Annotated in this window: 23 protein-coding genes; 13 read left to right on the forward strand and 10 right to left on the reverse strand. The window is 74.6% G+C overall.

All coding sequences use genetic code 11. The features are described 5' to 3' along the window. Positions 1-224: 224 nt before the first annotated feature. Positions 225-1,298: a Nickel transporter NicT gene (nicT, locus tag BLR33_RS11490; RefSeq protein ID WP_093784322.1), complete on the forward strand. Its 1,074-nt coding sequence runs from the start codon at positions 225-227 to the stop codon at positions 1,296-1,298. Between the two features lie 53 nt (positions 1,299-1,351). On the opposite strand, the gene BLR33_RS11495 is transcribed toward nicT, so the two are convergent. The 7 genes from BLR33_RS11495 to BLR33_RS11525 form a co-directional block, all read right to left on the reverse strand. Continuing rightward, on the reverse strand, positions 1,352-2,128 hold the full coding sequence (locus tag BLR33_RS11495; RefSeq protein ID WP_093784231.1) for a putative protein N(5)-glutamine methyltransferase: 777 nt from the start codon (positions 2,126-2,128) through the stop codon (positions 1,352-1,354). Continuing rightward, positions 2,125-4,581 (reverse strand): glycoside hydrolase family 2 protein, encoded by a 2,457-nt coding sequence (locus tag BLR33_RS11500; RefSeq protein ID WP_093784232.1) that lies wholly within the window; start codon positions 4,579-4,581, stop codon positions 2,125-2,127. The genes BLR33_RS11495 and BLR33_RS11500 overlap by 4 nt, the downstream gene beginning before the upstream one ends. Positions 4,582-4,703: 122 nt before the next feature. Continuing rightward, on the reverse strand, positions 4,704-5,303 hold the full coding sequence (locus BLR33_RS11505) for a hypothetical protein (RefSeq protein ID WP_093784233.1): 600 nt from the start codon (positions 5,301-5,303) through the stop codon (positions 4,704-4,706). Beyond that, the gene (locus BLR33_RS11510; protein WP_093784234.1) at positions 5,300-6,712 is read right to left on the reverse strand and encodes a DUF58 domain-containing protein; all 1,413 of its coding nucleotides are present in this window, start codon (positions 6,710-6,712) and stop codon (positions 5,300-5,302) included. Before BLR33_RS11510 ends, BLR33_RS11505 begins: the two co-directional genes overlap by 4 nt. Beyond that, positions 6,709-7,716, reverse strand: coding sequence for an AAA family ATPase (locus tag BLR33_RS11515; RefSeq protein WP_093784235.1), 1,008 nt, complete (start codon positions 7,714-7,716; stop codon positions 6,709-6,711). Before BLR33_RS11515 ends, BLR33_RS11510 begins: the two co-directional genes overlap by 4 nt. 150 nt (positions 7,717-7,866) lie before the next feature. Continuing rightward, positions 7,867-8,436, reverse strand: coding sequence for a hypothetical protein (locus BLR33_RS11520; protein ID WP_176930225.1), 570 nt, complete (start codon positions 8,434-8,436; stop codon positions 7,867-7,869). Beyond that, positions 8,433-9,419 carry a DUF4129 domain-containing protein gene (locus tag BLR33_RS11525; RefSeq protein ID WP_245771339.1) on the reverse strand — a complete coding sequence of 329 codons (987 nt, stop codon included), beginning with the start codon at positions 9,417-9,419 and terminating at the stop codon, positions 8,433-8,435. The genes BLR33_RS11520 and BLR33_RS11525 overlap by 4 nt, the downstream gene beginning before the upstream one ends. A 593-nt stretch (positions 9,420-10,012) precedes the next feature. On the opposite strand from BLR33_RS11525, the gene BLR33_RS11530 reads away from it, so the two are divergent. The 8 genes from BLR33_RS11530 (at position 10,013) to BLR33_RS35155 (ending at position 19,619) form a co-directional block, all read left to right on the forward strand. After that, positions 10,013-11,860 carry a peptide ABC transporter substrate-binding protein gene (locus tag BLR33_RS11530; RefSeq protein ID WP_176930226.1) on the forward strand — a complete coding sequence of 616 codons (1,848 nt, stop codon included), beginning with the start codon at positions 10,013-10,015 and terminating at the stop codon, positions 11,858-11,860. Between the two features lie 10 nt (positions 11,861-11,870). After that, the gene (locus BLR33_RS11535) at positions 11,871-12,824 is read left to right on the forward strand and encodes an ABC transporter permease (protein WP_093784238.1); all 954 of its coding nucleotides are present in this window, start codon (positions 11,871-11,873) and stop codon (positions 12,822-12,824) included. Beyond that, positions 12,811-13,737 (forward strand): ABC transporter permease, encoded by a 927-nt coding sequence (locus BLR33_RS11540; protein WP_093784239.1) that lies wholly within the window; start codon positions 12,811-12,813, stop codon positions 13,735-13,737. Before BLR33_RS11535 ends, BLR33_RS11540 begins: the two co-directional genes overlap by 14 nt. Positions 13,738-13,798: 61 nt before the next feature. Continuing rightward, complete coding sequence (locus tag BLR33_RS11545; RefSeq protein WP_093784240.1) at positions 13,799-15,946, forward strand: dipeptide ABC transporter ATP-binding protein; 2,148 nt, start codon at positions 13,799-13,801, stop codon at positions 15,944-15,946. 110 nt (positions 15,947-16,056) lie between these two features. Beyond that, complete coding sequence (locus tag BLR33_RS11550; RefSeq protein WP_093784241.1) at positions 16,057-17,160, forward strand: baeRF3 domain-containing protein; 1,104 nt, start codon at positions 16,057-16,059, stop codon at positions 17,158-17,160. A gap of 188 nt (positions 17,161-17,348) precedes the next feature. After that, a complete protein-coding gene (locus tag BLR33_RS11555) occupies positions 17,349-17,774 on the forward strand; it encodes a transcriptional regulator (protein ID WP_093784242.1) in 426 nt (141 codons plus the stop codon). A 74-nt stretch (positions 17,775-17,848) separates the two neighbouring features. Beyond that, the gene (locus BLR33_RS11560) at positions 17,849-18,373 is read left to right on the forward strand and encodes a ParH-like protein (RefSeq protein WP_107408873.1); all 525 of its coding nucleotides are present in this window, start codon (positions 17,849-17,851) and stop codon (positions 18,371-18,373) included. After that, positions 18,366-19,619 carry an MAB_1171c family putative transporter gene (locus tag BLR33_RS35155; RefSeq protein WP_093784243.1) on the forward strand — a complete coding sequence of 418 codons (1,254 nt, stop codon included), beginning with the start codon at positions 18,366-18,368 and terminating at the stop codon, positions 19,617-19,619. Before BLR33_RS11560 ends, BLR33_RS35155 begins: the two co-directional genes overlap by 8 nt. 90 nt (positions 19,620-19,709) lie before the next feature. On the opposite strand, the gene BLR33_RS11570 is transcribed toward BLR33_RS35155, so the two are convergent. Then, entirely contained in the window at positions 19,710-20,276 is a 567-nt protein-coding gene (locus BLR33_RS11570) for an SRPBCC family protein (protein ID WP_176930227.1), read from the reverse strand. Between the two features lie 224 nt (positions 20,277-20,500). Between BLR33_RS11570 and BLR33_RS11575 the strand changes: the two genes are divergently transcribed. Beyond that, entirely contained in the window at positions 20,501-20,965 is a 465-nt protein-coding gene (locus BLR33_RS11575) for a universal stress protein (RefSeq protein WP_093784245.1), read from the forward strand. A 47-nt stretch (positions 20,966-21,012) separates the two neighbouring features. On the opposite strand, the gene BLR33_RS11580 is transcribed toward BLR33_RS11575, so the two are convergent. Continuing rightward, the gene (locus tag BLR33_RS11580) at positions 21,013-21,576 is read right to left on the reverse strand and encodes a winged helix-turn-helix domain-containing protein (protein ID WP_093784246.1); all 564 of its coding nucleotides are present in this window, start codon (positions 21,574-21,576) and stop codon (positions 21,013-21,015) included. Positions 21,577-21,979: 403 nt separating this feature from the next. Between BLR33_RS11580 and BLR33_RS35160 the strand changes: the two genes are divergently transcribed. Continuing rightward, entirely contained in the window at positions 21,980-22,126 is a 147-nt protein-coding gene (locus BLR33_RS35160; protein WP_176930199.1) for a hypothetical protein, read from the forward strand. Between the two features lie 121 nt (positions 22,127-22,247). Here the strand turns inward: BLR33_RS35160 and BLR33_RS11585 are convergent, their stop codons facing one another. Then, the gene (locus BLR33_RS11585) at positions 22,248-23,480 is read right to left on the reverse strand and encodes an acyl-CoA dehydrogenase family protein (protein WP_093784247.1); all 1,233 of its coding nucleotides are present in this window, start codon (positions 23,478-23,480) and stop codon (positions 22,248-22,250) included. Positions 23,481-23,694: 214 nt separating this feature from the next. On the opposite strand from BLR33_RS11585, the gene BLR33_RS11590 reads away from it, so the two are divergent. Both BLR33_RS11590 and BLR33_RS11595 read left to right on the forward strand, forming a co-directional pair. Beyond that, the gene (locus BLR33_RS11590) at positions 23,695-24,336 is read left to right on the forward strand and encodes a TetR family transcriptional regulator (RefSeq protein ID WP_093784248.1); all 642 of its coding nucleotides are present in this window, start codon (positions 23,695-23,697) and stop codon (positions 24,334-24,336) included. Between the two features lie 237 nt (positions 24,337-24,573). Then, positions 24,574-25,815, forward strand: coding sequence for a Mur ligase family protein (locus BLR33_RS11595; RefSeq protein WP_093784249.1), 1,242 nt, complete (start codon positions 24,574-24,576; stop codon positions 25,813-25,815). The last annotated feature ends 18 nt before the right edge of the window (positions 25,816-25,833 follow it).

A 25,833-nucleotide genomic window follows, 5' to 3' on the forward strand; every position in this document is an offset into this window, starting at 1 on the left:
CGCCAACCGGTGCGCGGCAGCGGCGTGTTGGCGTGCGGTGCGGCCGGCATGAGGGCTGGTCGCACGGGGCAGGGGGTGACGGTCGAGGCTTGTTGCGATTAAATTGCAACAAGCATGGTGCCGCAGATACTTCCTGTCCCCGTCGCAAAGGACGCAGCCGCATGACCACCATCGTCCAGGGCCCGGCCGCTCCCGGGTCCCGCCGGCGCCGGTTCACCGCATCGATGACCCGGGCGGAGTGGACCCGGCTGGCCGGTATGGCCGGCTTCATCATCGCCCTGCACGTCATCGGCTGGTTCACCCTGGTCGGCGTGGTCGCGCCGCAGCACTACAAGGTCGGCACCGGCATGTTCGGCGTCGGCATCGGCGTGACCGCCTACACCCTCGGCATGCGGCACGCCTTCGACGCCGACCACATCGCCGCGATCGACAACACCACCCGCAAGCTCATGCACCAGGGCAAGCGGCCGCTGTCGGTGGGCTTCTGGTTCTCCCTCGGCCACTCCTCGATCGTCTTCGCGCTGGCCTTCCTGCTCTCGATCGGCGTCCGCTCGCTGGCCAGCCCCGTGGAGAACGACAACTCCGGGCTGCACGACGTGACGGGCTGGATCGGCACCACCGTCTCGGGCACGTTCCTCTACCTGATCGCCTTCATCAACCTGCTGATCCTCGGCGGGATCTGGAAGGTCTTCCGGCGGATGCGCGGCGGCGACTTCGACGAGGCGGCGCTGGAGGAGCACCTGAACAACCGCGGTTTCATGAACCGCCTGCTGGGCCGGGTGATGAAGTCCATCACCAAGCCCTGGCAGATGTACCCGCTGGGCCTGCTCTTCGGCCTCGGCTTCGACACCGCCACCGAGATTGCCCTGCTGGTGCTGGCCGGCTCCGGCGCCGCCTCCGGCCTGCCCTGGTACGCGATCCTGTGCCTGCCGGTGCTGTTCGCCGCCGGGATGTGCCTGCTGGACACCATCGACGGCTCGTTCATGAACTTCGCCTACGAGTGGGCGTTCTCCAAGCCGGTCCGCAAGGTCTACTACAACCTCACGATCACCGGGCTGTCGGTGGCCGTCGCCCTCATCATCGGCACCGTCGAACTCCTCGGCCTCGTCGCGGACAAGGCGAAGCTGCACGGCGCCTTCTGGGACTGGGTCGGCGGCCTCGACCTCAACATCATCGGCTATGTCATCGTCGGGCTGTTCTTCCTCACCTGGGCCGTCGCCCTGGCGGTGTGGAAGTTCGGCAACATCGAGGAGAAGTGGACCGCCGGGCTGCGTCCGGCCGAGCAGAACACCGAGTGAGGCAGGCCCGGCCCACGGTGGCCGCGGCCGCGCGGCCCCGCGGCCCCGCGGCCTCACGCGGGCCGGGTGCCGATCACCACGGTGGCGCCCATCTCCTCGTCCGTGACCTCGCGCGCGGCCAACCCGCCCGCGCGCAGGGCCGCCAGCGCGAGCGGCGCCTGCTCCTGGCTCGTCTCGGAGAGCAGGCTGCCGCCCGCGGCCAGCCAGCCGCGCGCCTCGGCGGCCACCCGGCGCAGCACGTCCAGGCCGTCGGCGCCGCCGTCGAGCGCCACCCGGGCCTCGTGGTCGCGGGCCTCGGCGGGCAGCAGGCCGATGGCGCCGCTCGGCACATAGGGCACGTTGGCGGCCAGCACGTCCACCCGGCCGCGCAGCGCCGCGGGCAGCGGCGCGAACAGGTCGCCCTGGTGGACCTTGCCGCCCGCCGCCGCCACGTTGCCGCGCGCGCACGCGACCGCGGCGGGATCGACATCGGCCGCGTGCAGTTCGACGCCTTCGGCCGAGGCGGCCAGGAACGCGCCCACGGCGCCGCTCCCGCAGCACAGGTCGAGCACCACCGCGCCGCGGGCCGGCAGCAGGGCGGCGGCCTGCCGGGCCAGGAACTCGGTGCGCCGCCGCGGCACGAACACCCCCGGGCCGACGCCGATCCGCAGGCCCGCGAACTCCGCGAAACCCACCACGTGTTCGAGCGGCTCGCCCGCCGACCGCCGGGCCACCATGGCGGCGGTCTGCTCCGGTGTCCGCGCGGCCGCCGCGATCAGCCGGGCCTCGTCCTCGGCGAAGACGCAGCCTGCCACCCGCAGCGCGGCCACCACCGCGGGATCGGCGCTCACGCGCCCTCCGGCTGCGGCCCGCGCCCGGCGAGCACGGCCGCGTTGACGGTGAACAGCGCCGCCCGCGCGGCCTGTTCGTCCGGCCGCGGCCAGCCCGTGACGGTGAACACCGCGCTCTCGCCGGGCAGCAGCGTGGTCAGCCCGCGGTCGGCGGCGGCCCCGGGGGCGAGCCGGTCGGCCTGCAGCAGCAGGTCCCGCAGCAGGGTACGGGCGGTGACCGTGACCTCCACGGCGTCCCCCGCCGACCCGCCGGGACCCGAAAGCGACAGCTCGAAGACGGGCGCCGGGTAGTCGAAGTCCTTGTCGCGGACGGGGAACCAGTAGCCGCGCAGCCCGTCGGCCTCCAAGGTGAGCAGTTCCTTGCAGCCGCTCTCCGGCGGGCGCAGCTCCTCGGGGACGGCCAGGTCGGCGACACCGCGGGCGGCCGCGGTGAAGGGCAGCCGGGCCTCGGCCAGCACGGCGCCGTCCACGGCGAGCCGGCGCAGCACCGCGGTGCCCGACCACTCCTTGCCGCCCTGGTTGACCAGGGCGGCGACCAGGCCGCCGGCGCGGGGCTGGAGGGTGGCGAGCCGGTCGGCGTAGAGGCGGCGCAGCTCGTGGTAGAGCGGCTTCTCGCGCTCGTCGCCGTCGATCGCGGCCCAGGAGGTCACCGGCCAGCAGTCGTTGAGCTGCCAGACGACCGTGCCGGCGCAGGTGGGCCAGTGGGCGCGCCAGTGCTCGACGCCGGTGGCGATCGCCCGGGCCTGGTTGACCTGGGTGAGGTAGTGCCAGGTGTCGAAGTCGGCGGGCGGCGGGAAGTGGTGGGACAGGCCGCGGGCGAGCTTGCCGTTGCCGTCGCCGGCCTTCTGGTGGTGCAGCATGCCGGGCCCGTCGGGGGTGAGCGGGTCGTCGGCCAGCGCGCGGCGCAGCGTGGCGTACGCGGGCGGCGCCTGCCACCCGAACTCGGCGACGAAGCGCGGGACGCTCGCCCGGTAGGCGGTGTAGTCGTCGCGGTTCCACACGTCCCAGGAGTGGGCGGTGCCGTGCCGCGGGTCGTTGGGGTGGTGGTCCCAGCTGCCGGACCAGGGGCTGCCGGCCCAGTACGGGCGGGTGGGGTCGGTCTCGGCGACGATCCGCGGCAGCAGCCCCAGGTAGTAGCCCTCGCCCCAGGAGTCGCCGGCGAGTTCCCGCTCCCAGTCCCAGTCGCGGAAGCCCCACAGGTTCTCGTTGTTGCCGTTCCACAGCGCGAGGGAGGGATGGGGGGCGAGGCGGGCGACGTTCTCGCGCGCCTCGGCCTCGACCTCCGAGCGCAGCGGCTGCTCCTCGGGGTAGGCGGCGCACGCGAAGGGGAAGTCCTGCCAGACCAGCAGGCCGAGTTCGTCGCAGGCGTCGTAGAAGTCGTCGCTCTCGTACAGGCCGCCGCCCCACACCCGCACCAGGTCCACGCCCGCGGCCGCGGCCTGCTCCAGGCGGCGGCGGTAGCGGGCGGCGTCCAGGCGGGTGGGCAGCACGTCGTCGGGGATCCAGTTCACGCCGCGGGCGAAGATCGGGGTGCCGTTGACGACGAGGGTGAAGGCGCTGCCCCGCTCGTCGGCGGAGGTGTCGAGGGCGACGGTGCGAAAGCCGATCCGGCGCTGCCAGGAGTCCAGTTCCTCAGGTCCGGCGAGCAGGGTCACCTCGCAGTCGTGGAGCGGCTGTTCGCCGTAGCCGCGCGGCCACCACAGGGGGGCGTCGGGCACGGTGAGCACGGGCGCGGCCTCGTCGGTGCCCGGGGCGAGGACGGCCTCGGCGGTCAGGGCGCCCAGCCGCAGCCGCACCGTCAGCTCGCGGCCGGCCCCGGAGGCGGCGCGCTCGACGCGCACGCGCGCCTCGACCCGGCCCGTGGCGCCGTCCACGGTGACCAGCGGGGTGACGGCGGCCAGCCGCGCGGTGGACCACTGCTCGATCCTGACCGGCTTCCACACCCCGGCGGTGACCAGCGTCGGGCCCCAGTCCCAACCGAAGGAGCAGGCCATCTTGCGGATGTACTGGAAGGGCTCGGGATAGGCGTTGGGCCGCTCGCCGAGCTGTGCGCGCACCTGCTCGGCCTCGGTGTAGGCGGAGGTGAACGCCACCGTGAGCGGCGTGCTTTCCGGTTCCGCGCCGGTGATGTCGAACCGGTACGAGCGGTGCATGTTGCGGGTGGTGCCGAGCACGGTGCCGCCGAGGCGGATCTCGGCCACCGTGTCCAGGCCGTCGAAGACCAGGTCGGTGCGCTCGTGGCCCGGCGCGCGGGCGGGCAGCACCGTCTCGTAGGTCCAGTCCGCGCGGCCGACCCAGGCGACGTCCTTCTCGTTGCGGTCCAGGAAGGGATCGGGGATCAGCCCGGCGGCCATCAGGTCGGTGTGCACGCAGCCCGGCACGGTGGCGGGCACGCTGCCGGACTCCGGAAGGCGCAGCCTCCAGCCGTCGGTGACCGGCGTGGTCTCCTTCATCCGTGCTCCTTGCCTCGGGGGTGCCTCGGGTGGCCTCGGGGTGCCGGCCGCTCGGCCGGTGATCACTGCCGGCCCGCGGTGAAACCGTAAGGCACCCCTTCCACCGGCAGGAAGGGGGTCCTTCAGCGGGGCCGGCCGCCGCTGTACCGGTGCGGTGACGGGGCGGCCGGGGGCTCCCGCGGCGGCGCGTCGACGCCCTGGCGGGAGCGCAGCGCCAGGGCGAGGCAGGTGGTCGTGGCCGCCACGGCGAGGGCGGCCGGCAGCCGGGCCCACGCGGTGCGGCCGAGCGGGACCTCGGCGGCGAGGAACACCACCGCGCAGGCGGCCGCGGTCGCCAGCGCCCGGCCGGTCGCGGGCGGCCGGGGCCGCGGGGCGGTCAGCCCGTACGTCCAGGGGTCGGTGACCAGCAGGTAGGCGGCCAGCAGCGCGGTGACACAGGCGCCGATCCAGACCGGCGGGCCGGACACCGCGGCCAGGGCGACCGCTCCGGCGGCCAGCAGGGTGGGGCGGCGGCGCAGGGCGAGCGCGGCCCACCGCACGGTGGTGGCGGCGGGCCGCTCGTCCACCATGGGCGCGGCCCACCAGGCGGCGGCCGCGGCGAGCACGGTCAGCGTCCAGCGCCCGGGGCTGTCCCCACCGAGCGCCGAGGGGTCGCAGGCGGCGACGGCGAGGGCGGTGCCGAGCAGGCGGGTCCCGAGGCCGGCGATCGTACGGGGGTTCATCGGGTGCCTCCGTGGATGCGGGTGCGCAGCAGCGGGGCCAGGGCGAGGTCGAGGGTCCGGCCGGGCTCGTGGGCGACCACGGCGATGCCCCGCTCGGTCAGGGCGAAGCGGATGGCGTCGCGGTTGGCCCGCCACAGCCGCAGGGCGAGGGCGGCGCGGCGGTCGCCGGGCTCGACGGGCGGATCGCCGGTGGGGATCGCCACGACCACGACGGGGTTGGCCCGGGTGCGCACCTGGTGCAGCACGTCGAGGATGCGCTGGTCGGCGAGCGGGGTGATGACGTAGACGAGGGCGCCTTCGGGCAGGGCGGGCGCGGGCAGCCGACCGAGGCCCGCGCCGCCGTAGCCGAGGTCCTTGCGGACGTCGAGGACGCTCTCCACGATCCGGTAGAAGTAGCCGTCGCCGCTGCCGGGTTGCAGCCAGCGGGTGGTGCCGCCGACGGAGACGACGCCGATCCGGTCGTGGGTGCGCAGGTAGGCGCGGACCAGGCCGGCCGCGGCACGGAAGGTCTCGTCCAGCGAGGAGGTGCCGGTGGCCGGGTCGCGCACGTCGCCGAAGGCGTCGAGCAGCACGACGGTGTCGGACGCCCGCTCGGCGGCGAACCGGTGCAGTTGCAGGGAGCCGCGGCGGGTGGTGGCGGGCCAGTGGATGCGGCGCTGGCGCTCGCCCCTGACGTAGGGGTGGACGCCGATCACCTCGACGCCCTCGCCCCGCTGGGCCGCGGTGTGCTCGCCGAGGCGCTGCGGCAGCCGGACCGGGATCGGGGTGAGCGTGGAGGAGGTGGGCCGCGGGAAGACCGCGACCTCGCCGAGGTCGACCCGCAGGGTGCGGCGGGCGGCGCCACCGGTGTCGTAGACGTCGATGTCGAGGGTGCCCAGGCTCCAGCGGCCCCAGCGGCGCGGGGTGAGGGCCAGGTCGATGCGGCCGCCGGCGACGCCGAGGTGGTCCAGGTGGACGCCGGGCCCCAGGGTGACGCCGGGGTCGAGCCGGCCGGCGGCGCCGTCGTGGGCGACGGTGACGCGCACGGTGACGGTCTCGCCCTCGAAGCAGCGGCGCGGCTCGACCTCTGCGGCGGCCTCGATCCGCCGCGGGCGGCCCAGCGGCAGCGACAGGGCGAGCAGGGTGAGCGGGGCCGCGGCCGCCGCGAGCAGCCAGGCGTGCCCGCTGAGCAGGGCGGCGGCCAGCGCGGTGACGGCGACGGTGGCCCAGCCGAGGACGCGCTCGCCCGGCCGCCATCCGGCCGGCGGCACCGGGGGCGGCCCGCTCGGCGCCTCCTGCGGCGGCCGCCCGCCCAACGCGCGCTCCACGGCGGCGGACTGGCGCCGCCGCTCGGCGGCGGAGAGGGTGCCGGCCACCGTGGAGGCAGCCGGTGGCCCGTCGGGCGGGGTGGACGGGGTGGGCGCGGTCATGAGGCGACGGTGCTGCGCGGCAGGGTCTGCGGCGCGGGCACGGCGCGGACGATCTCGCGCACCACCTCGTCGGCGTCGATCTGCCGCACCCACAACTCCGGCTTCAGGCTGATCCGGTGGGCGAGCGCCGGCACCGCGACGGCCTTGACGTCCTCGGGCGTGGCGTAGTCGCGCAGGTCGAGCACGGCCCGGGCGCGGGCGAGCTGCACCAGGGCGAGGCCGCCGCGCGGGGAGGAGCCGACCTGGACGTGCTGGTGCCCGCGGGTGGCGCCGACCAGCGCGACGACGTACGCCAGCAGGTCGTCGTCCACCTCGACCCGTTCGACGGCGGCCCGCATGGCGAGCACCTCGCCGGGTCCTGTCAGGGTGCGCAACTGCGCCTCGGGGGCGGCCCGGTCGACGCGGGCGCGCAGCATGCCGGTCTCCTCGGCGGGCGTGAGGTAGCCCATGCGCACCCGCAGCAGGAACCGGTCGAGCTGGGCCTCGGGCAGGGTGTAGGTGCCCTCGTACTCGATGGGGTTGGCGGTGGCGACGACGACGAAGGGGTCGGGCAGCGCGCGGGTGCTGCCGTCGATGGACACCTGCGACTCGGCCATCGCCTCCAGCAGGGCGGCCTGGGTCTTGGGCGGGGTGCGGTTGATCTCGTCGGCGAGCAGCAGGTGGGCGAAGACCGGGCCGGGGCGGAAGACCATCTCGCCCGTGCGCTGGTCGTAGAAGGGCGCGCCGGTGACGTCGGAGGGCAGCAGGTCGGGGGTGAACTGGATGCGCCGGAAGTCCAGGCCGAGGGTGGTGGCGAAGGAGCGGGCGAGCAGCGTCTTGCCCAGGCCCGGCAGGTCCTCGATGAGCACATGGCCGCCGGCGAGGATGCCGAGCATCACCAGCGCGAGCGGCTCGGGCTTGCCCACGACGGCGGTGCGGATCTCGGCGAGCACGGCCGCGGCCCGCTCCCCCGCCTGCCGCGGGGTCAGGGCGTCGTACGCGGTGCTGGGCTGCGGGCTGGTCACGGGCGGGGCCTCACTTCTCGGACGTGTCGGCTTCGTACGGCGCGGCTTCGTAGGGGGCGCAGGGCTTCACACGGTGTCGGGTAGCTTCGTACGGCTTCGTACGGCTTTTGGCAGCGCGGCAGCGCGATACCCCGGGGCCGCGGTGCGGGCTCACAGCGCATCGAGGCGGTCCAGGAGCGCGGCCAGGACGGGCTCGGGCGGCACGGGTTGCGGCGGCGCGGCCTCGGGGTCGAGCCAGGGCCACAGGTCGGCGCCGACCAGGGTGCGGGCGCGCTGCGGGTCGCGGTGGAGGTCGGTGCCGTGCCGCTCCGCCAGGCGTGCGGCGAACAGCCGTTGCAGCTGCGGGCGCAGCGTGGTGGCGAAGTGCACGGCCCCCTCGTGGCCCAGGCTGCGCTCCACGATGCGCTGCCACTCCCCCAGCGCGGGCGCCCTGCTGCCCAGCAGCCGCACCGAGGAGCGGAGGCCGCTGTCCTGCGCGTCGGCGCCCAGGACGTAGCGGGCCGCGGCCAGGGCGGCGACGACGGTGAGGACGAGTGAGACGCCGGCCGCGCGGGTCCCGTCGGCCAGGGCGACGAGCGCGTTGGCGGCGACGGCGAGGAGCAGCAGCAGGGTGAGCGAGCGGCGGGCGGCGGAGGTCCCCTCGGCGGCGGTGGCCTTCCCGTCGCCGGCTTCCGCGGCCCGCGCGCCCGGTGCGGGCCGGCGGCTCCCAGCGCCGCTCACGAGGCGGCCTCCGCGGTGGCCGCGCGGTCGTCGAGTGCGGCGGCGATGGCCGCCAGGGCCGCGGCCGCGCGGTCGCGGTGGCCGCCGTCCATGGGGTGGGTGGAGTAGCGGGCCTCGCGGAACAGCAAGGTCAGCTCGGTGGCCGCCGCACGGGCGGGGCCGCCCGACAGGCCGCCGGAGGTGGCGCGTTCGAGCAGGTCGGTGGGGCTGTCGGAGGCGAGCCGGGCGATGCCGGACGCGGCGAGCGCCTGCTCCATGGCGACGTAGCAGGCGATCACGGCGGTGCGGGCGTCGTCGCCGTCGAGCAGGGCGCGGCGGCCGTCGGCGACGGCCTGGGCGAGGACCTCGCGGTCGTCGTCGGTGGCGCTGAAGGTGGCCGCGTACTCCTCGGGTGCGGGGCGGCGCAGCAGCCGCCACAGGTACCAGGCGGCGAAGACGACCACCGCCAGGGCGATCACGATGCCGATGACGCTGAGCGCGGTCAGCAGCCAGCCGGGCAGGTGGACGCCGCTGTGCGTCGGCTCGGCCGAGTGCGTGGGCGGTGGCGGCGCCTGGGACCAGGTGAGTTGGGGCACGGCGGGCCGGGTGCCGGTGCGGTGGTCCGCGGGGGCGGGCGAGAAGCGGTGCAGCACCAGCAGCAGGACGGGCACGACGAGAGGAGCGAGGAAGAGGGTGCGGCGGACGACGTCGGCGAGGCGGTGGGCGGCGGCGCCCGCGTGCAGGTCGGGTGGGGTGACGCGGTCGCGGTAGCGGCTGCCGACGACGAGGGCGGCACACACCCAGGCCAGGGCGAGGAGTACGACGATGCCGCCGTTCCGGCCGATCGGGCCCCTGCCGCGGACGAGGGCGTCCGCGTCCGGTCGCAGCAGCAGGGCGGTGGCGGCGAGTCCGGCGACGACGAGGACGGCGAGCGCCGCCTGTCCCGCGCGCTGCCCGTCGCGTGCCGCCTGTGCGTGCCGGTCGGCCGGCTCCCGCGCCCCCACGAAAACGCCCCTTCCCAGGCCGTCCTGGCGGTTTCCCGCCTCCCGGGGGCGCACCGGTTTGCCGAACCGTTCCTGTGCTGTTCCCGCGGCCCGCCCCGGGACCCCGGGGCGCCGGGCATCACGCGGCCCGGCCGAGCCCCCCACCTGCCCGGCAGCTTCGCACATCACCCTGTGCGTGTCGATTCTCCCCCGGCCCTCCCACGGCCTTCCTACGACTCCGCCCTGGTCCGCCCCGGTTCCGGTCCCGTTCCGCCCCACCCTTCCCGCCGCCCCCGCCGTCTCCCTTCACCTCCCCGCGCCCGGGGCGTCCCCCGGACCGCCGCAGCCGCACCCCGCGCATCCGGCCCGGCGATCACTCCACACTCCCGAAGCACTGCCGCAACAATCGGCGGGCATGCTGGTCTCGATCACGCCGGAGGCAGGCCGGTTTTCGATCCAGGACGCGAACGCACGGCGAGCCGCGGGCAGTTGGCGTGGGCGAGGCGTGGCGGGGCCGGGGTGCGGGTAGACCCCTGTGGTTCCAGATGTGTCGTGCACCTGCCAGCAGTGACGGCGGCCCGGTCGGGGCCGCCGCGGTACGAGTGGGGAGGGCGATGGCACGCATGCGTGTGCTCGGACAGGCCAGGAGTGTCGCGGTGGCCGCGGTGCTCGCGCTGGCGGCAACGGCCTGCACGGGCGGCGGCGGCAGCCACCGCTCGATCAGCGACGGCCAGAGCGCGACAGCCTCGCACGGACCGGTCAAGCGCGGCGGCACGGTCACCGTCGCCGAGGTGTCCGCCCGGCCCGACTTCGTCTTCCCGCTCGCCCCGGCGACCAACGAGAACGGCTACAACGTCAACCTCACCGAGGGCCTGTGGCCCTTCCTGGTCGTCGCCGGCGACGGCGCCCAGGCGCAGGTGAACAAGGACCGCAGCCTGTTCAGCTCGCTGGACTGGGCGAACGGCGACAAGCAGGTGACCATCCACCTCAAGCCGTGGAACTGGTCGGACGGAAAGCCCGTCACCAGCCGGGACTTCACCTTCGTCTACAACCTGCTCAAGGCGAACTACAAGAACTGGAACGCCCATCTGCAGGGCCTGTTCCCCGAGGACGTCGCCAAGGTCGCCACGCCCGACGCCCACACCGTCGTCCTCGACCTCACCCGGTCCTACAACCCCGACTTCTACACCGACGACGTGCTGAGCACGATCCCGCTGCTGCCCCAGCACGCCTGGGACAAGACCTCGGCCAGCGGCCCGGTCGGCGACAGCGACACCACCGCAGCCGGCGCGAAGGCCGTCTACTCCTTCCTGCAGAAGGAGGGCGCCAAGACCGGCGGCTTCGCCACGAACCCGCTGTGGCAGGTGGTCGACGGGCCCTGGCAGCTCAAGGAGTTCCGCAGCAACGGCTACTACTCCTACGTGCCCAACCCGAACTACTCCGGCGCCAAGCCGGCCATCGACAAGCTGGTCGTCACCCCCTTCACCACCGACACCCCCGAGATCAACGCGCTGCGCTCGGGCAGCTCGCTGGACGTGGCCGGCCTGCCGCTCAACGACATCGCGCAGGCCCAGGCGCTGCGCTCCAGCGGCTACTCGATCGCCAGCGTCCCCATCCCGGGCGTGGCCGAGATCGTCCCCAACCTCTACAACGCCTCCGCCGGACCGCTGCTGCGGCAGCTGTACGTGCGCCAGGCACTGGAGTACCTGATCGACCGGCCGCAGCTGGTCTCGAAGGTCTACAACGGCTACGCCGACCCCGGCAACGGGCCGGTGCCGGTGAAGGCGACCGGCACCTGGGCCACCCCGCTGGAGAAGTCCGGCGGCCCCTACCCGTACGCGCCGGACAAGGCCACCTCGCTGCTGCGGGCGCACGGCTGGAAGGTCGTGCCCAGCGGGAAGACCACCTGCCGAAGCCCGGGCACCGGGCCCACCCAGTGCGGCGCGGGTATCAAGGCGGGACAGGCGCTCACCTTCCAGCTGGTGTACTCCTCCGGACGGGCCACCACCGACCAGCAGTTCGCCGCCATCAAGTCCTCCGAGGCGCAGGCGGGCATCACGGTGAACCTGAAGTCCGAGCCGTTCAACACCCTCATCAGCACGCTGGGCACCTGCACCGCGGCCTCGCACCCCGCCTCCGGCTGCGGTTGGCAGCTGGCGAGCTACGGCTACGACCCGTACCCGCTCTACCCCAACGGCACCGGCTTCTTCGACACCGGCGGCACCAACAACTACGGCGGCTACTCCGACCCGAAGATGGACCAGCTGATCAAGGCCACCGAATACGGCTCGGACAAGCAGGCGTTCTTCGCCTACGAGGACTACGCCGCCCGCCAACTGCCGTGGCTGTGGATCCCGTTGCGCAGCAGCATCCTGGTCTACCGATCCAAGCTGCAGGGCGTGGTGCCGCTGAACCCCTTCAACGGCGGCCTCAACTACGAGGACTGGTCCTACACCTCATGACGGGCACCCGATGACCGCGTACCTGCTGCGCCGCACCGGCCAGGCGATCGTGGTGGTGATCGGCGTGATGGTGCTGACCTTCGCGCTGATCCACCTGGCGCCGGGCAGCGCCGCCCGCGCCACGCTGGGCACAAAGGCAACCGCCGAGCGGATCGCGGTCTTCAACGCCGCCAACGGCCTGAACCGGCCGTTGGCGGCGCAGTTCGCGACCTTCGTCAAGCAGGCCGCGGAGGGCAACTTCGGCACCTCGTACTCCCTGCACGAGCCGGTCTCCACGCTCATCGCGCAGCGGCTGCCCAGGGACGCGGTGCTGCTGGGCCTGTCCACGCTGCTGGCCCTGCTGGTGGCGCTGCCAATGGGCGTCTACCAGGCGGTGCGCCGCGGCCGCGCCGGCGACCACATGCTGACCGTGCTGTCCTTCGTGCTGTACTCGATGCCGGACTTCTTCTTCGGGCTGCTGCTGGTGGCGCTCTTCTCCGTCCAGCTGCACCTGCTGCCCTCCCAGGCCCCGCAGGCGCAGTCCGTCGGCGGTGTCCTGGCCGACCCGAAGGCCCTGGTGCTGCCGGTGGTCACGCTCGCGCTGGTGAGCCTGGCGAGCTTCAGCCGCTACATGCGCTCCTCGGCGATCGGCGTCCTCGCCCAGGACCACGTGCTGGTGGCCCGCGCGAAGGGGCTGCCGGAGCACTTGGTGCTCCGGCGGCACGTGCTGCGCAACGCCCTGCTGCCGGTGATCACCGTCCTCGGCCTGGCCGCGCCGGCCATCGTCACCGGCGCGGTGATCGCCGAGTCGGTCTTCAACTACCCCGGTATGGGGCTGCTGTTCTATCAGGCGGCCACCAGCAAGGACTACCCGATCCTGCTCGCCTCGACGCTGGTGGTCGGCGTGGCCACCGTCCTCGGCAGCCTGCTCGCCGACATCGCCTACACCCTCCTCGACCCACGGATCCGCTATGACCGCGGCTGACCCGGGACCGGTCGCGGCCGGCCCGCCCGTACCCGGCCGGCCCGCCGAGGCCGGGCCCCTGACGGCCCCCGCCGCCCGCCGGCCCTGGGCCGCCGCGCTCGCCGGGAACCGCCGCGCGCTGGCCGGACTGGTGCTGATCGCCCTGATCGCCCTGTTCTGTTTCGCCGGCCCGCTCCTCTACCGCACCGACCAGGTCACCGTGCACCTCGACCTGGCCCAGCTGCCCCCGGGCGGCGGCCACCCGCTGGGCACCGACGCCAACGGGTACGACGTGCTGGGCCGGTTGATGGCCGGCGGGCGCTCCTCGCTGGAGCTCGGCCTGGCCGTCGCGGTGGCCACCACGGTGTTCGGCACCCTGTACGGGGCCTTCGCCGGCTACCTCGGCGGAATCGCCGACGCGCTGATGATGCGCGCGGTCGACACCTTCCTCGCCGTCCCCGGCCTGGTGCTGCTGCTGATCATGGTCAGCATGTTCACCCCGACCCTGCCGGGCATCGTGCTGCTGCTCTCGCTGCTGTCCTGGCTGAGCCCGGCCCGGCTGGTCCGCGGCGAGGTGCTGACCCTGCGCACACGGGAGTTCGTGCAGGCCGCGCGGATGATGGGCGGCACCGGACCGCGGGTCGTGCTGCGCCACCTGGTGCCGAACGCGGCGGGCGTCGTCATCGTCAGCGCCACCTTCACCGTCGCCGACTCGATCCTGATGCTCTCCACCCTGAGCTTCCTCGGCCTCGGCCTGCCGCCCCCGCACGCCGACTGGGGCACCATGCTCACCGGCGGCCTGGACTTCCTCTACGACGGCTCCTGGTGGCTGGTGTACCCGCCGGCGGTGATCCTCATCGCGACCGTGGTGGCGTTCAACCTGCTCGGCGACGCCCTCCACGACGCCCTGGACGTACGCCTCCAGCGCACCTGACCCCGCCCGCACCCGCGCAGCACCCCCCGTGCAGCCGGCGGCCACGACCCGAGGACCAGGCATGCCTCCCCTGCTCGACGTACGCAACCTCACCACGCACATCAGGACCGGCCGCGGCACCGTACGGGCCGTCCAGGACGTCTCCTTCACCCTGGAGGCGGGCGAGACGCTCGGCCTGGTCGGCGAGTCGGGGTGCGGCAAGTCCATGACGGGGCTGTCGCTGCTGGGCCTGCTGCCGCCGGGCGGCACCCTCGTGGAGGGCTCCTCGGTGCGGCTGGACGGGCGCGAGCTGGTGGGACTGCCCGACCGCGAACTGCGCACGGTGCGCGGCAACGACATCGCGATGGTCTTCCAGGACCCGATGACCTCGCTCGACCCCACCAAGACCATCGGCCACCAGGTCGCCGAGCCGGTGCTGCTGCACCGCGGCGTCTCCCGGGCCGCGGCCAGGGAGCGGGCCGTGGAGGTGCTGGGCCTGGTCGGGCTGCCGCAGCCGCGCCGGCGCCTCTCGGACTACCCGCACCAGCTCTCCGGCGGCCAGCGCCAGCGCGCCCTGATCGCCATGGCGCTGGCCAACGAGCCGCGGGTGCTCATCGCCGACGAGCCGACCACCGCGCTCGACGTCACCATCCAGGCGCAGATCCTCGCCCTGCTCGCCGACCTGCGGGCGCGCCTGGGCATGGCGATGATCCTCATCACCCACGACATGGGCGTCACGGCTGGCAACACCGACCGGGTCAACGTGATGTACGCCGGGCGCATCGCCGAGAGCACCGGCACCGACCGGCTCTTCTCACGTATGCGCCACCCCTACACCCAGCGGCTGCTCGCCTCGGTGCCGCGCCTGACCCAGGACCCGGCCCTGCTGCTGCCCACCATCCCGGGCCTGCCACCCGACCTCGCCGACCCGCCGACCGGCTGCCGCTTCGCCGACCGCTGCCCGTACGCCACGGCCCGCTGCCGGGCCGAGGAGCCGCAGCTGGACGGCACCGCCGAGCACCGCTTCGCCTGCTGGCACCCGGTGGACGGCCCCGCCCCCGCTGAGATCGGCGGAAAGGTGGCGGACGCGGTCGCGGGCGCCGCCACGGGTGGCGGCGAGGGCGCTGCCGCCACCACCGGCCTCGCCGAGGGCCCGGCCGCCGCCGGCACGGTCGTCCGGCCGCGCGCCCCGGAGCCGGCGGCCGCCGCGGCGCCGCTGCTGGAGGCGCGCGGGCTCGTCCGGGAGTACCCGCTGCGCGGGTCCTGGCTGCCGGGGCGGGACCGGCGGGTCGTGCACGCCGTCTCGGACGTGTCCTTCACGCTGGCCCGCGGCGAGACCTTCGGTCTGGTCGGCGAGTCCGGCTGCGGCAAGACCACACTGGGCCGGCTGCTGGTCGGCCTGGACCGCCCCGACGCCGGGGCCGTCACGCTGGAGGGCACCGACATCGGCACCCTGCGCGGCGGCGAGCTGCGGCGGCGCAGACGCGACCTGCAGATGGTCTTCCAGGACCCCTTCTCCTCGCTCGACCCGCGGATGCGCGTCTCCGCGGTGCTGCGCGAGCCGCTGCGGATCCAGGGCATCGGCACCGCGCGCGAGCAGCGCGCCCGCGTCGCGGAGCTGATGGCCGAGGTGGGGCTGCCCGAGCGGGGGCTCGACCTGTTCCCGCACGAGTTCTCCGGCGGCCAGCGGCAGCGGGTGGGCCTGGCCCGCGCGCTGGCGCTGACCCCGAAGGTGATCGTCGCCGACGAGCCGGTCTCCGCGCTGGACGTCTCGGTGCGCGCCCAGGTGCTCAACCTGATGAAGCGGCTGCAGGCCGCGCACGGGCTGTCCTACGTCGTCATCTCGCACGACCTGGCCGTCGTGCGGCACCTGGCCGACCGGATCGGGGTGATGTACCTGGGCCGCCTGGTCGAGGTCGGCACCGCGGCGGAGGTGCACCGGCGGCCCGCCCATCCCTACACCGCGGGCCTGCTGGCGGCCGTGCCGGTGCCCGACCCGGCGCAGGAGCGCGCCAAGCGCGGCGCCGGTATCGGCGGCGAGCTGCCCGACCCGGCGGCGCCACCGTCGGGCTGCCGCTTCCGCACCCGCTGCCCGCTGGCCCAGGAGCGCTGCGCCCGCGAGGAGCCCGCCCTGCGCTCCTTCGGCCCCGGCCACACCGCGGCGTGCCACTTCCCGCTCGTCGCCCCGGCCGCGGACAGCCCGTCCGACGTGGCCGCCGGACGGCCCTGAGCCCGCTCCGGCACGGGCTGCGGCTGCGGATGCCGCCCGATTGATATATCCAGGAAAGAGCAGGAAACAGACATCGGGGGCCCCGCCGGAAAGGTCGTTCCATGCCTTCCATGCACCAGCCGCTGACCCCTGCCGCCCTCGCCGACCTGCGCCGCCCCCGCAAGTACCCCGCCGTGTCGGTGCTGCTGCCCACGCACCGGCGCGAGCCGGACAACGCCCAGGACTCCGTGCGGCTGCGCAACCTCCTGGAGGAGGCCAAGAACGCCGTGCACAACGACCCGGAGGTCACCCGGGGCGACCGGATCGACGTCATCGGGCAGCTCGACCAGGCGCTCGGCGAGGTGGACCTGGTGCACGCCGAGGACGGCCTGGCGATCTTCGCGGCGCCCGGCGAGCACCAGGTGTGGTCGCTCGGCCGCTCGGTGCCCGAGCGGGTGCTGCTGGCGCAGACCTTCCTGACCCGCAACCTGGTGGCCGCCTACGCCGCCAACCAGCCGTTCTGGGTGCTGGCCTTCTCCGCCGACGTGGCCACGCTGTGGTCCGGCAGCCGCCGGCAGAACCTGGAGCGGGCGGACGGCGCGGGCCTCTTCCCGGTGCGCCGGCCGCAGATCGACTTCGACCCCGAGCGGCAGGAGCGGATCGGCGACACCCCGAGCATCTACAACGACGAGGACACCCGTACCTTCCTGCGCGAGGTCACCGAGGCCACCGGCGCGGTACTGGCCGCCGACCCGCGGCCGCTCTACGTCGTCGGCGAGACGGAGGCGCTCAGCGCGCTCGACGAGGTGGGGCCGGTGGTCGGCGAGGCGGTCGACCGGATCCCCCAGGGCGGGCTGGCCGAGGGCCCGGCCGAGGCACTGGGCAGGGCGGTGCGCGAGGCGGACCGCAAGCGGGACGAGGCGGCGGTGGCCGCGGTGCTGGACGACCTGGACCGGGCCAGGGGCCGCAAGGCGTTCGCCGGTGGCGTGGACGAGGTGTGGCAGTCGGTGACCGAGGGCCGGGTCGCGCTGGTGGCGATCGAGGACGGCTATCGCACGACGGTCCGCGACGACGGCGAGCACCTGGTGCCCGCCTCCGCCGAGGAACGCGGCGCCCGAGACGACATCGTGGACGAGATCGCCGAGCAGGCACTGGACACCGGAGCCGAGGTCCGCTTCGTCCCGGACGGGGGCCTGGCCGACTCCGGCCACATCGCCGCCGTCCTGCGCTACTGATCCCGCTCCCGCAAGCGCCGCACCTGCGTTCCGTGCTCACCGCCGTTCCCGGTCCGTCCCCCTGCCCCGCGCCCGCGTCCCCCGACCCGCCGCATCCGTCCTCTCCCGCGCCGTCCTCTCGTTCCCCGTCCACCTCCAACCCCCCTTGCCCCGCTAGGATGTGGGCCCGGTCGGGCGGAGGGGCGGGCATGGGCGAGGGCGGCGGCACGGCGGCGACGCTGGCCGAGAAGATCGACGCGCTGTTCCGCGTGGTGCGCCGGCCCGACCGCGAGCCCTACACGCACGAGGAGGTCGCCCGCGCCTGCCGGGAGGCCACCGGCGAGAGCTTCTCGGCGACCTATCTGTGGCAGTTGCGGACCGGCCGCCGGGACAACCCGACCAAGCGGCACCTGGAAGCCCTCGCCGGGTTCTTCCGGATACCGGTGGCGTACTTCTTCGACGACGAGCAAGGTGCCCGTATCTCCGCCGAGTTGGAGCTGCTGGGGGCGCTGCGGGACGCGGGCGTGCGCAGCGTGGCGCTGCGGGCGGTCAACCTCTCGCCGGAGGGGATGGGGACGATCAGCGACATGATCGACCTGATCGCCAAGCGGGAGGCCGACCGCAACTCCCCCTGAGGAGCGTTGCGATCGGGCATGGGCGGATTCGCGGCGCCGCTGGGCCGGGCGCCAAGGCATGGGGGTGAGGAGAGGTGCGGCTGCTGCACTCGGCCCGCCGGGAGCTGTGGGAGAAGTACCGCCGGGCCATGGGCGGCACCGACCTCCCCGTGCCCTTCGACGAGGTGGCCCTGATCCGGCGGCTCGCCGAGCGGCGGGGGCGGCCGATCGAGCTGATCGCGGTCCCCGAGCGGCCCGGCCTGCCCTGCGGCCTGCTGGTGGTCACCGGCGAGGCCGACTGCATCCTGTACGCCGGCGGCACCAGCCCGCTGCACCGCCGGCACATCCTGCTGCACGAGGCCGCGCACCTGGTCTGCGGCCACGACCGCCAGCCGGCCTCCTCCCCGGCCGCGCTGCTGCCCCACCTGCCGGACGCGCTGGTCGGCCGGGTGCTGGGCCGGACCGTCTACTCCGAACCGCAGGAGCACGAGGCGGAGTTGCTGGCCTCGCTGATCTGCACGCGGGCCGCGTGCGACACGGCGGCGCCGCCGCTGGCGGAGGGCCAGCAGCGGCGGCTGGGCTCGGTGTTCGGGGTGCCGTGGGGCCGCGGGCGTGGCTGACGCCGGCACCTACACCGCGGCGGCCCTGCTGATCTGCTTCGCCCCCTACCGCCTCGCGGTCGACACCGGCCGCGCCCGCGACCCCGCGCTGCGCTGGATCTGCTGGTTCGCGGTGTGCACCGGCCTGGCGCTCGCGGTCCTCGCGCCGGCGAGCATGGCCGCGCTGGGCGGCTGGAGCCCGCTGCGGCACGCGGCCGTACTGGCGGGCGCGGAGCTGAAGCTGGCGGGGCTGACCTCGCTGGCCATGTTCGCCCGGGAGCTGGAGGACCCCGGGCACGGCACGGGCCGCCGGTTCGGCCGCCAGGCGCTGGCGGTGATCGCGGCGATGGCCGTCCTCTTCACCGCCGCGGTGCCGGCCGCCCGTGGCCCGGGCCCGCTGCCGGTGCCGAGCCGGTGCCTGCTGGCCGGCTACGACCTGCTCTTCGTCTTCCATTCCGTGCGCTGCCTGGTGCTCTTCGGCACGCTGGTGGCCCGGCACGCGCGCCGGATCGGGCCGAGCCCGCTGCGGACGGGGCTGCGACTGATGACCGCCGCGGGCGCGCTCGCCGTGGTGTGGACGCTGTGGCTGCTCCCCGACGTGGTGGACGTGCTGCGGCACGGCCGCCAGGACAGCGCCGAGGACCTGGTCTCCGCACTGCTCGCGGCGGCCTGCGCGCTGCTCGCGGTGGGCGGGGCGACCGCGGCGGTGTGGGGGCGCGCGCTGGAGGTGCCGGCCCGCACGCTGCGCGCCCTGCGGGCCTACCGGACGCTGGAGCCCCTGTGGTCGGCGCTGTACGAGGCGCACCCGGGGATCGCGCTGACGCCGGGCCGGCGCGGGCGGCCGGGGTGGCTGCCGGGGCCGCGCCGGTTGCGGTTCGCGCTCTACCGGCGGGTGATCGAGATCCACGACGGGCGGTTGTCGCTGCGGCCCTACTGCCCGGCCGACGCCTCGGCGTGGCTGGCGGAGCACCGCCCGCAGGCGGCTTCGCAGCCGCCCTCGGCGGCGCTGCTGGAGGCCGCCTCGCTGGCGGCGGGCCTGGAGGCGCGGCGGGCGGGGGTGCGAGCGCCGGTGGCGGCCGGGGCCTCCGGGACGGCCGCGGTGGATTCGGGGCGCCTCGCGGGCGGGGCGGTGGGCCCCGGCCCGTCGTCGGCGCCGCCCGGCACGATCGACGCGGAGCTGGAGTGGCTGCTGCTCGTGGCCGAGGCGTTCACGGCGCTGGTGGCGGTGCCGGCCCCCGGAGCGGCCCCGGAACAGGTCCGGACATGAGGAAGCCCCGGCCGGGACGGGGGGACCAGGCCGGGGCGGTCATCGGGAGGCGGGCGCGCAAGCACCCTCTCGCGAAACTTAGTTTAACACTCAATGAGCGTAGTCGAAGCCGTGCGGGGCCGGGGCCGTGCGCATGGCGGTCGCGCTCGGGACGGGGGGTTCGGGCTCTCCCGCCGGGGCGGGCGCCGTGGGGGCTGCGGGGGCGGTGGCCGCGGTGGGCGGCGCGACCGGGTCGCCGAGCAGTTCGCGCAGCTTCAGGCTGTCGGCCGGCAGGTCACGGCGCCAGGCCATGGCCACCAGCGGGGCGAGCAGGAGGAGCGCGGCGGTGAGGGTGCTGGTCACCGACAGCCGCACCAGGGTGCCGTCGGCGTGCGGCAGCAGATCGAAGGAGTAGAGCGGGACCTGGGTGCCCAGCGGGCTCCACATCCGGCGGCCGCGGAATGCTATCCGGCGGGCGGGGTCGTACTCGGCGCACACCAGCAGGTGCGGCCGGCGCCGGCCGGGGAAGCGGTAGCGGTAGACGGCGCCATGGCCCGGACACACCTGCGCGGGATCGACCGAGGCCACCCCCGAGCTCCAGAGGGCGAGGTTGCGGGCATCGGCGAGGAAGTCGAAGACCTCCGCCGGCGACCGCCGCACGAACACGTTCGTTGACACGCTCGGCATCACAAACCTCCCCGGTAGCGGCGTGGGCGAGCCGCCTGCGCGGGCGCGAACCGAATCGACGGTGCGTGCGCCGGCCGGGCGGGGCCGCCTGCTTCACTCCTCTTCCACAGCGTGCCCCGCAAAAGGTCACATGTCGTGGCAATACGGCCATTGGAGTGAGTCAGGCGCCCGCACGGGGGTGATCAGGAGGGGTCCGGGGCCGATAGCCTGACCAGGTGGAAGAGCAGAAGTTGCCGGCCCGGTTCGAACGCGGCACCGACGGACCGAAAGTGATCGTCGCCGGGCTGGACGGCTCGGAGTCCTCGTGGCGCGCGGCCGCCTACGCCAGCGGGCTCGCCCGCCGGCAGAACGCGCTGCTCGCCCTGGTCTACGTGCAGCCTTTCATGGCCGGCGGCGCCGCCCTCGGGGTGCCGGTCTCCGAGGCGGAGACCGGCGTCGCCCAGCAGCTGCTCGCCGAGATCCGCGAGTCGGTGCGGCGGGTGTCGGACGCCTTCCAGGTCCGCTGGGAGTTCCACACCTTCCGCGGCGACCCGTACAACGGCCTGGCGATGGCCGCCGACCAGCTGACCGCGGACGCGGTGGTGGTCGGCGCCTCGGAGCGGGCCGGGCACCGGCTGGTCGGGTCCGTCGCCGTCCGCCTGGTCAAGGCGGGCCGCTGGCCGGTCACGGTGGTGCCGTAGCGGATCGGGCGCGGACCCGACGGGCCCCCGACGGGCCGGCGCCGGTCTCAGCCGAGGGCGGCGGCGGGGACGTACTTGTAGCCGACCCGGCGGACGGTAACGATGCTGGCGCGGTGCTCGGCGCCCAGCTTGCGGCGCAGCCGGGCGATGTGGACGTCCACGGTGCGGCCGTCGCCGACATGGCCGTAGCCCCAGACGGTGGTGACGAGCTGGTCGCGCGAGTGCACCCGGTGCGGGTGGGCGACCAGGTGGGCCAGCAGCTCGAACTCCAGGTACGTCAGGTCCAGGGCGCGCCCGTCGACCACGGCGGTGCGGCGGTCGCCGTCGATCCGCAGCCGGGGGCCCTCACCGGCCTGCGGTGCGGGCTCGGGCTCGGCGGTGATCGGCGGCTCGACCTGGTCGGCGGGCACCAGGACCAGGTAGCCGACCATCGGGGCGCCGCCGGGTGCCGCGGGCAGCACGTGTCCGGGGGCGGGCAGCCAGGTGGCGCCGGGCGGCAGGAAGTCCGGTGCGGGCGGGACCTCGTCGGGTCCCACGGCACGCAGCCGCTGGCGGGCGGTGGCGGACGCGGGCAGGGGCTGGACAGGGGAAACGGGAGAGACGTTCGACATGGCTTCGGCTCTTTCGCGCGATGGGGTCGGTGGACGCCGTGGTGCGCGGACCGGAACGCTGTGCCTGCTCCTGGGGTGGGCACCGCCGGTCGGGCGGCGGTGCGGCAGGGATCAGCGGCAGGTGCGGTTCCGCGCGGGGATCGCGCGGCAACACCAGAGGTCGAAGTGGTGCTCCTGCCGGGACGGCCAGAAGGGCTCGAGGTCGTTGCGACCTGTCCCGGTGTCAGTAGTGCTGGCCATGGACCCCATTGAACCAGACCAAGGCCGCCGGGTGTGAGGGGTTGGGGACAGGAGGTGACGTGTCCGCGGTCACTCCCGCGCCGCCCGCGTGGGCAGCCGGGGCCCTGCCGCGGGGCGCGGCGGATGCGGGGCTACGCTGGGGCGTCGAGCATAAGGAGTTGCCATGCAGATCCACCACGCGCTGACGACGCTGGCCGTCAGCCAGTCGTCGGGCCCCGGCCCGGTGATGCGCAGCCTCATCGTGATCTCGGTGGTCGGCGCCGCGTTCCTCGGCTGGTTCCTGCTGCGCGGCTACCGCGACAACGACTGAACCGGCGCGCGCGGGCAGCACACAGCCCCCCACGCAGCACAAGGGACGCCGCAGGAAGCGCGGGGCTGGTGCCCGCGCTTCCTGCGGCGTCCCTCGCGTTCCGGCGGCCGCCGGTGCCGCCTCAGCGGATCGGCAGCCCGGACAGGGTACGGGCGATGACCAGCCGCTGGATCTCGCTGGTGCCCTCGAAGATGGTGTAGATCGCGCTGTCGCGGTGCATCCGCTCGACCGGGTACTCGCGGGTGTAGCCGTTGCCGCCCAGGATCTGGATGGCCTGCGCGGTGACCTTCTTGGCGGTCTCGCTGGCGAACAGCTTGGACATCGAGCCCTCGGCCGAGGTGAACGGGCGGCCGGCGGTCGCCATCCACGAGGCGCGCCACACCAGCAGCCGGGCAGCGTCGATCTGCGTGCGCATGTCGGCCAGTTGGAAGGCCACGCCCTGGTTGTCGATGATCGGGCGGCCGAACTGCTCGCGGCCCTTGGCGTACTCCAGGGCGTACTCGTAGGCCGCCCGCGCGGTGCCGACGGCCATGGCGCCGACCGCCGGGCGGGACGCCTCGAAGGTCGCCATCGCCGCGTTCTTGACCCTCTCGCCCCCTTCGGCCGACTTGGCCCGCTCGCGGGCCCTGGCCAGCCGCTCGTCCAGCTTCTCCTTGCCGCCGAGCAGGCAGTGCCCGGGCACGCGCACGTCCTCCAGCACCACTTCGGCGGTGTGCGACGCGCGGATGCCGTGCTTCTTGAACTTCTGGCCCTGGGAGAGGCCCGCGGTGCCCGGCGGCACGATGAAGGAGGCGTGGCCGCGGGTGCCGAGGTCGGGGTCGACCACGGCGACGACCACGTGGACGTTGGCGATGCCGCCGTTGGTGGCCCAGGTCTTGGTGCCGTTGAGCACCCACTCGTCTTTGGCCTGGTCGTAGACCGCGCGGGTGCGCATCGAGCCGACGTCGGAGCCGGCGTCGGGCTCGGAGGAGCAGAAGGCGGCGACCTTCACGTCGTCGGCGTCACCGTACATCTGCGGCACCCAGGTGCCGATCTGCTCCTCGGTGCCGTTGGCGAGCACGCCGACGGCGGCCAGGCCGGTGCCGACGATGGACAGCGCGATGCCGGCGTCGCCCCAGAACAGCTCCTCCATCGTCATGGGGATGCCCAGGCCGGTGGGGTCGAAGAACTGCTGGGCGTAGAAGTCCAGGGAGTACAGGCCGATCTTGGCGGCCTCCTGGATGATCGGCCAGGGTGTCTCCTCGCGCTCGTCCCACTCCGCGGCGGCCGGGCGCATCACGTCGGCCGCGAAGCCGTGGATCCACTCGCGCACCGACTGCTGCTCGTCGTTGAGTTCGAGCGTGAAGTCGCCCATCGTCCCCTCCACGTACGTTACTAGCGGTAACCGCAGTCTGTTACCGGAGGGTAGGGCATGTCAACCCGCCCCCGCCCGCCCCGGGCGGGGCCGCCCCCGGAGCTCGTGAGGTGTTACGTTGCGGCCGGGGGCAACGGCGGAGCGCATATGCGTGCCGCCGCGGCTGCGGGACCGGCAGCCGATCAGGGGCGAGGCAGAGACCGGGAGGCGCGCGGTGGAGACCGGGCATCGGCAGGACCAGCGGACGGCCACGGAGCGGCGGCGGACCGAACTCCTGGAGGCCGCCGAGCGGGTCGTGCTGCGGGACGGGCCCGAGGCGTCGATGAACGCGATCGCGGCCGAGGCGGGCATCACCAAGCCGATCCTCTACCGGCACTTCGGCGACAAGTCCGGGCTCTACCGGGCGCTGGCCAAGCGGCACACCGACGCGCTGCTCGCCACCCTGCGCGCGGCCCTGGACTCCCCCGGCGACCGCCGGGACCGGGTCGAGGCCACCCTGCACGCCTACCTGTCCGCGATCGAGAGCAACCCGCAGGTCTACCGCTTCCTGATGCACCCGGCCGAAGCCCCGACGGGCGACGGCGAGAAGGGGTTCGACCTCGGCCGCCACCAGGTGCCGCTGCTGCGCCGCATGGGCGAGGAACTCGGCGACGTCGTCGCCGAGCAGCTCGACCTCGGGCCCGACGCCGGCACCGTCGCCCGCGTCTGGGGCCACGGCATCGTCGGCATGATGTACGCGGCGGGTGACTGGTGGCTCGGCGAACGCCCCTGCCCCCGCGACGAGTTGGTCCGCACCCTCGCCGACCTCCTCTGGGGCCGCCTCTCCACCGCCCCCGACCGCACCGCCCCCCAGTAGAAGGGCGCCCTACCGGCCGGCCTGCGGCCGGAAACGAGGAGAACCCCGACGGCGGGAGCCGTACAAGCCCCCCGGCCTGCGGCCGGAACGCAAGAGGAACCCCAGCGGCGTGGAGCCGCAGAAGGACCCCGGGCCTGCGGCCGGAGGCGGAGGCGAACCCTCACGGCGGGGAGCCGCCCCCGCACCCGACGGAGTCGATAGGCTGAGCAGCGACGAAGTCGAGGAGGAGCACAGACGATGGCAGGCAACTCGGAGCCGCTGTCGCCGCGGGCCAAACTGGCCGTGACGGCCGGCAAGGCCGCCGCGGCGGTGTCGCGGGCGGCGGGCAAGGGCAGCGGTTCGGTGATCGGCGGCAAGGTCGCCCTCAGGTTCGACCCCGACCTGCTCGCCCGGTTGGCCCACCACCTCGACGTGGTGCTCGTCTCGGCCACCAACGGCAAGACCACCACCACCCGGCTGCTCGCCGAGGCGCTGCGGGCCGGCGGCCCGGTCGTCTCCAACGCGCTGGGCGCCAACATGCCGGCCGGCATCACCTCCGCCCTGGCCGGCGGCTCCGACGCGCGCTACGGCGTGATCGAGGTGGACGAGAAGTACCTGGCCGGTGTCGCCCGCGACGTCTCCCCCAAGGCGATCGCCCTGCTCAACCTCTCCCGCGACCAGCTGGACCGCGCCGCCGAGACGCGGATGCTCGCCGAGAAGTGGCGCGAGGGCCTCGCCGGTTCGGACGCGATCATCATCGCGAACGCCGACGACCCGCTGATCACCTGGGCCGCCTCCTCCAGCCCCACCGTGGTGTGGGTGGCCGGCGGCCAGTCGTGGAAGGACGACGCCTGGTCCTGCCCGTCCTGCGGCGGCGTGCTGCAGCGCCCCTCGGACGACTGGTACTGCGGCGAGTGCGGCTTCCGCCGCCCGACGCCCACCTGGGCCCTGCACGGCGACCACGTCATCGACCCGCACGGGGTCGCCTGGCCGATCCAGCTCCAACTGCCGGGCCGCGCCAACAAGTCCAACGCCGCGATGTCCACCGCGGTGGCCGCCGCGGCCTTCGGCATCGACCCGAAGGTCGCGCTGGAGCGGATGTACAAGGTGCAGGCCGTGGCCGGCCGCTACGACGTGGTCTCCTACCGGCAGCGCGAACTGCGGCTGCTGCTGGCGAAGAACCCCGCGGGCTGGCTGGAGACCTTCTCGCTCATCGACGGCCCGCCCACCCCGGTGATCCTGTCGGTCAACGCCCGCGGCGCCGACGGCACCGACACCTCCTGGCTGTGGGACGTGGACTACACCCGGCTGGCCGGCCACCCGATCCTCGTGCTCGGCGACCGCAAGCTGGACCTGGCGGTGCGGCTGGAGGTGGCCGGGCTGCGGTTCCGGGTCTGCGCGGACCTGGAGGAGGCGGTGGGCGCGGCCCCGCCCGGCCGGATCGAGGCCATCGCCAACTACACGGCCTTCCAGGACCTGCGCCGCAAGGTGGGGAACTGAACCGCGTGAGGACCCGAG

The sequence above is a fragment of the Actinacidiphila guanduensis genome, assembly GCF_900103985.1.
GTDB lineage: Bacteria > Actinomycetota > Actinomycetes > Streptomycetales > Streptomycetaceae > Actinacidiphila > Actinacidiphila guanduensis.

Coding starts and splice junctions, on each gene's coding strand:
- nicT (WP_093784322.1), top strand. CDS start 225: ATGACCCGGGCGGAGTGGACCCGGCTGGCCGGTATGGCCGGCTTCATC.
- BLR33_RS11500 (WP_093784232.1), bottom strand. CDS start 4,581: ATGAAGGAGACCACGCCGGTCACCGACGGCTGGAGGCTGCGCCTTCCG.
- BLR33_RS11505 (WP_093784233.1), bottom strand. CDS start 5,303: ATGAACCCCCGTACGATCGCCGGCCTCGGGACCCGCCTGCTCGGCACC.
- BLR33_RS11510 (WP_093784234.1), bottom strand. CDS start 6,712: ATGACCGCGCCCACCCCGTCCACCCCGCCCGACGGGCCACCGGCTGCC.
- BLR33_RS11530 (WP_176930226.1), top strand. CDS start 10,013: ATGGCACGCATGCGTGTGCTCGGACAGGCCAGGAGTGTCGCGGTGGCC.
- BLR33_RS11535 (WP_093784238.1), top strand. CDS start 11,871: ATGACCGCGTACCTGCTGCGCCGCACCGGCCAGGCGATCGTGGTGGTG.
- BLR33_RS11540 (WP_093784239.1), top strand. CDS start 12,811: ATGACCGCGGCTGACCCGGGACCGGTCGCGGCCGGCCCGCCCGTACCC.
- BLR33_RS11545 (WP_093784240.1), top strand. CDS start 13,799: ATGCCTCCCCTGCTCGACGTACGCAACCTCACCACGCACATCAGGACC.
- BLR33_RS11550 (WP_093784241.1), top strand. CDS start 16,057: ATGCACCAGCCGCTGACCCCTGCCGCCCTCGCCGACCTGCGCCGCCCC.
- BLR33_RS11555 (WP_093784242.1), top strand. CDS start 17,349: ATGGGCGAGGGCGGCGGCACGGCGGCGACGCTGGCCGAGAAGATCGAC.
- BLR33_RS11580 (WP_093784246.1), bottom strand. CDS start 21,576: ATGTCGAACGTCTCTCCCGTTTCCCCTGTCCAGCCCCTGCCCGCGTCC.
- BLR33_RS35160 (WP_176930199.1), top strand. CDS start 21,980: ATGCAGATCCACCACGCGCTGACGACGCTGGCCGTCAGCCAGTCGTCG.
- BLR33_RS11585 (WP_093784247.1), bottom strand. CDS start 23,480: ATGGGCGACTTCACGCTCGAACTCAACGACGAGCAGCAGTCGGTGCGC.
- BLR33_RS11595 (WP_093784249.1), top strand. CDS start 24,574: ATGGCAGGCAACTCGGAGCCGCTGTCGCCGCGGGCCAAACTGGCCGTG.